Source organism: Cellulomonas hominis, assembly GCF_005239125.1.
Taxonomy (GTDB): Bacteria; Actinomycetota; Actinomycetes; order Actinomycetales; family Cellulomonadaceae; genus Cellulomonas; species Cellulomonas hominis_A.
This window is the reverse complement of sequence record NZ_SZYE01000226.1, coordinates 1-5,040: the sequence shown is the minus strand read 5'-3', so window position 1 is coordinate 5,040 and position 5,040 is coordinate 1. Positions and strand designations below refer to the sequence as shown.

General features: G+C 74.8%; 3 protein-coding genes. All 3 read right to left on the bottom strand.

Features of this window, described 5'->3' with window-relative positions; genetic code table 11:
- Nucleotides 1-130 precede the first annotated feature (130 nt).
- The gene (locus FA014_RS17615; protein WP_230323346.1) at nt 131-1,486 is read right to left on the bottom strand and encodes an LCP family protein; all 1,356 of its coding nucleotides are present in this window, start codon (nt 1,484-1,486) and stop codon (nt 131-133) included.
- A 94-nt stretch (nt 1,487-1,580) separates the two neighbouring features.
- Nucleotides 1,581-3,653 carry a hypothetical protein gene (locus tag FA014_RS17610; protein WP_154730930.1) on the bottom strand — a complete coding sequence of 691 codons (2,073 nt, stop codon included), beginning with the start codon at nt 3,651-3,653 and terminating at the stop codon, nt 1,581-1,583.
- Between the two features lie 7 nt (nt 3,654-3,660).
- Nucleotides 3,661-4,656, bottom strand: a complete 996-nt coding sequence (rfbB, locus tag FA014_RS17605; RefSeq protein ID WP_154730929.1) for a dTDP-glucose 4,6-dehydratase — start codon at nt 4,654-4,656, stop codon at nt 3,661-3,663.
- Nucleotides 4,657-5,040 lie beyond the last annotated feature (384 nt).

Here is a 5,040-nt window from a genome sequence, read left to right as displayed (position 1 = left end):
GCGTCGCGCTCGGGTGCCGGACCGACGGGCTGGGCACCGTCGGCGGAGGGGCGGCGGGCGCCGTTGCCGGGCGCGAAGCTCGGCGGCGTCCTGCGGGCGTCGCGGTCGCGGTCGTCGGGGCGGGCCACGGTCAGCCGCAGACCGCGGTCACGTCACCGGCGGAGAACGCCTCCTTGCCCGCCTCGCGGGTCTGGGAGGTCTCCGGGGTGCTGGGGGCGGCCGGCGTCCCGGCGCCCGCGCCCGGGTCCGCGCCGGTGCCGGCGTCCGTGCCGGGGTCCGTCCCGGTCCCGGTGCCGGCGTCGGTCCCGGCGCCGGCGTCCGTGCCCGCCTCGGTCCCGCCCGCCGCCGCGGCGCCGTCACCGGCCGCCGGGGTGTCCTGGCTGGTGCCGGACAGCATCGGCTGGTCGGCCGCGACGTTGGCCCAGATGGCGTCGGCCTCGGAGGTCCACACCACCCGGTTCGGGTCGCTCGGTGCCGCCGCGAACGGGATCGTCATGAAGGAGATGTTGTCAGCCGAGGCGCCCCGGAGGCTGTAGGCGAGCCCGGCCATGTCGGAGATCGAGCTGAAGCCCGAGTCGATCGACAGGGACTCGGTCGCCGAGTCGAGGAACCGGATGAGCTGGGTGATGTCGGTGAGCATGTTCTTGTCGAGCAGCTCCCGGACCACGGCGGCCAGCAGCTCCTGCTGCCGGCCCAGGCGGTTGGTGTCGGAGCCGTCGCCGACGCCCTGGCCGGTGCGCGCCCGGGCGAAGGCCAGGGCCTGCGTGCCGTTCAGCGTCTGCTGGCCCGCGGTGAGGTACAGCCCGGCCTTGGGGGCGTTCATGTCGTTCGGCACGCAGATCGGCACGCCGCCGATCGCGTCGACCATCTTGGTGAACCCGGCGAAGTCGACCACGACGAAGTGGTCGATCCGCACCCCGGTGTTCTGCTGCACGGTGTTGACGGTGCAGGCCGCGGCCGAGGCGATGTCGCCGCCGTTGTCGGCGCCGATCGCGAACGCGGAGTTGAACATCGCGTTGCGCTGGGCCGAGGTGGTCGCGCCGTTCGACATGGTGCATGACGGGATGTCGACCAGGGAGTCGCGGGGGATCGAGATGAGCTCGACGCGGGTCCGGTCGGCGGAGATGTGCGCGACGATCGTCGTGTCGGACCGCATGCCGTCCACGTGGCCGCCGATGGCCTCGTTCTCGCCGTCGCGCTCGTCCGAGCCCATCAGCAGGATGTTGACGTCGCGGCCCGCGTTCGGGTCGTCCGGGTCGGCCGGGCCGGTGGCCGTCGGCTCCGGCAGCGCCTGGATCAGGTCGCTCGCGTCGATGGTGTTGATGTTGCCGTTGAGCTGGACGTACAGGGCGGCCGCGCCGGACGCGCCGAAGCACAGCACGGCGACGACGGCGAGGGCGGCGCCCCGCAGCACGCCGTGGCTGCGCCGGGTCCGGCCGTGGCGGACGGCGCGGGGGCGTGCAGGAGCGGCGTGGCGGGAGGTCACGAGAGAGGAGCATAGGAGCCGGGGCGCACCCCCGGGCGGACCGTGCGGGGGTGCGCCGTAAAGGATTCGTGCAGATCACCCGGCCGGCGGCGGGTCACCCGGGTGCCGGGACGACGCCCCCGTCGGGGCGCACCGACCCCACCCAGACCGTCGACTCGCCGACGGCGTAGCCGTCCGGGACGCCCAGGAGGGTGCTCTCCCAGGACGTGGTGGTGGTCCGGAGCAGCGGCGCGGGCGTGGTGCCGCCGACCCAGGGGAGCGCCCAGTCCGCGAACGTCACGACGTCGAAGGGGCCCCAGTCGTCGTGCAGGTCCGCGAGGCGGTCGGCGTCGGGGACCGAGCTGATCTCGAGCCCCTCCACGTCGCACACGCTGCGGAGCGTGGCGAGGTACGGCGGGCCGCCGGCGCGGACGTAGAGCACGCGGTCGGTGCCGAGCGCCGCGCACACGGTCTGCGCCTCGGCGAGCCGGCCGTCCTGCTCGACGACGCGGAACAGCCCGTGCCACGTGGTGACCGGTACCACGGCGACGGCGACGGCGGCGAGGACCGCGCCCGCGCGGGCCCACCAGCGGCGCGCGGACCACAGGGCGGCGACCGCGACCGTCGCCGTGACCGCGAAGCCGGGCAGCGTCACCGGGAGCAGGCGGCGCATCGCCCACACCTGGTCGGGGGTGATGCTGACCTGCCAGAGGTAGAGCACCGAGGGCGCGGCGACGACCGTGAGCACGGTCCACCACCGGGGGTCCCGGTCGCGCACGGCCCGCCACGCGGACACGGCGAGCCCGAGGACGGCGAGCACGACGAACGGCCAGCCGTGGTACCACGACACCCACGTCAGCGACAGCTCGTCGTAGGTGCGGGTGCCGTCCAGCGGCAGGCCCTCGGCGGCCTGCAGCCACTCGACGGCCTGGGCGTACGCGGACTCCGGGTGGAACCCGTGGCCCTCGTACCACCACGGGCGGGACGCCAGCGCCGCGCCGACGACCAGCACCAGGGCGGCGGCGGTCCAGGACGCCGCGCGGCGGTGCGCGAGCAGCCCTGCGCGCAGCCGCTGCCAGGGCAGGCGCGGCGTGAGCGCGAGGACCAGCAGCAGGGCGGCGAGGAGCGCCGCGGTGAGCCGGGTGAACTCGCCACCGAGGTTCTCGAGGTACTCGGGGCTGTTCACCCGCAGGTCCAGCCAGCCCAGCCCCACCATCGCGAGCGCCCCGGCGGCCTGCAGGCCCAGCGCGGCCCGGAGCCGGGCACGCCGCCGGGGGGCGAGCGCCGCCGCGGTCGCGAGGCCGACGCCGAGCACCAGCCCGACCACCACCGCGGCGCCGTCGATCCGCGCCAGCGCGGCGGCACCCACGAGCGCGCCCGCCAGGAGGTGGGGGAGGAGCCGCCGGCCGGCCAGCGCGGCCCAGGCGAGGCTCAGCCCGCCGAACACGAACGCCATCGCGACCGGCTCGGTGTACGCGCCGCGGGAGAACACGGTCATCGGCACGGACGTCCCGAGCACCACCACGGGCAGCAGGGCCCACCACGGGCCGACGAGGCGGCGGGCGAGGGAGTACACCGCGAGCAGCGCGACGGCGCCGATCAGCAGGTTCCCGGCGAGCACGCCCGGCGCGCCGGCGACCCAGCCGACCGACCCGATCAGCGCGGGGAGCAGCGTGGCGCCCTGGACGTGCAGCAGGCCCTCGGCCTCCGCGTAGGCCGCGGGGACCGCCGTGATGTCGGGGTTCAGCGCCCCGATGTACCGCGTCGTCTCGGACAGCGGCAGGTTCGGGTCGGCGTGCTCCGACAGCCACAGGCCCCGCAGCGTCAGGAACCCCGGGTCCCGGAGCACGACCAGGTAGCGGGAGGCGTAGGGCGCGTTCGCGACCACCCAGGCCGCCGCGAGGGCCACCGCCACGACCGCGCCGCCGGCGGCCGGGGCCGCCCGCCCGGGTGCCGTGGGGACCAGGCGCCAGGTCAGGGCCCCGAGGACGGCGGTGGCAGGCAGGACGACTTCCGGGCGGAACTGGCCGGTCAGGGTGCCGGCGGTCGAGGCGACCGCCAGGCAGAGCAGCAGGACGACGAGCCGGTCCGGCACCGAGGCGAGCAGCCGCAGGGGCCACGGGCCGGGGACCGCCGCGGCGGGCGGCGCAGCGCCGGCCCGGACGCGGCCGCGCTGGCGCGTCCGCATCGCCGGCTCAGCGCCCGAGCTGCGCGTACTTCGCCTCGGTGGCGTCCTTCTGCGGCCGCCACCACGCCTCGTTCGCCCGGTACCAGTCGATCGTCGCGGCCAGGCCGTCGCGGAACGTCGTGTACCGCGGCTGCCAGCCCAGCTCGGTGCGGAGCCGGGTGGCGTCGATCGCGTACCGCAGGTCGTGCCCCGGGCGGTCGCTGACCAGGTCGTAGGCGTCGGGCGCCTGCCCGGTGAGCTCGAGGATCAGCTCGACGACGGTCTTGTTGCTCTCCTCGCCGTCCGCGCCGATCAGGTAGGTCTCGCCGAGGCGGCCCTTCGTGATGATGTCCCACACCGCGGAGTTGTGGTCCTCGACGTGGATCCAGTCGCGGACGTTCTCGCCCGTGCCGTAGAGCTTCGGCCGCACGCCGTCGATCACGTTGGTGATCTGCCGCGGGATGAACTTCTCCACGTGCTGGTACGGCCCGTAGTTGTTCGAGCAGTTCGAGATCGTGGCGCGCACGCCGAACGACCGCGCCCACGCGCGCACCAGCAGGTCCGAGGACGCCTTCGTGGACGAGTACGGGCTCGACGGGTTGTACGGGGTGTCCGGCGTGAACTTCGCCGGGTCGTCCAGCTCCAGGTCGCCGTAGACCTCGTCGGTGGAGATGTGGTGGTAGCGCACGTCGTACCGGCGCACCGCCTCCAGCAGCGTGTAGGTGCCGATGACGTTGGTGTGCACGAACGGCCACGGGTCGTGCAGCGAGTTGTCGTTGTGCGACTCGGCCGCGAAGTGCACGACGACGTCGCTGCTCTTCACGAGGTCGTCCACGATGTCGTGGTCCGTGATGCTGCCCTTGGCGAAGGTCACCCGGTCCCACACCGGGGCGAGGCTCTTCTCGTCGCCCGCGTAGGTCAGCGCGTCGAGGACGGTGATCTGGACCTCGGGGTGCTCGCGCACGACCTGGTGCACGAAGTTGGAGCCGATGAAACCGGCTCCGCCGGTGACGAGCATGCGCACGGGTGGGTCCTCCGGGGCGGTGGGGCGGTGGGGCGTGAGGGCTCAGCGTAGCCAGTCCGCCACCCGGCGACGCAGCCCGGCTGTCGGGTCCCGATCTCGGGGCAAATGCGACATCCAGCGCGGCGGTCCTTGACTGGCAGTCACGGTCGGCTGACCCTGGGCCCGTCCGCTCGATCGAGAGGGCGACCCCACTCTGCCGTCAGGACCCGTCATGCGAACACTCCTCGCCCTGTCGATCGCGCTCGGCGTCGGCGTGGCCCCGGCCGCGCTGGCCCCCGCCGCGCCCGCGAGCGTCGCGTCCGCGACCGGCGCGACGGCCGTCGTGGCGGCGCCCGCGTCGGCCGACGTCGACGTGACCGTGGAGCAGACGCCGCTCGTCGTCGT

Coding starts and splice junctions, on each gene's coding strand:
- FA014_RS17610 (WP_154730930.1), bottom strand. CDS start 3,653: ATGCGGACGCGCCAGCGCGGCCGCGTCCGGGCCGGCGCTGCGCCGCCC.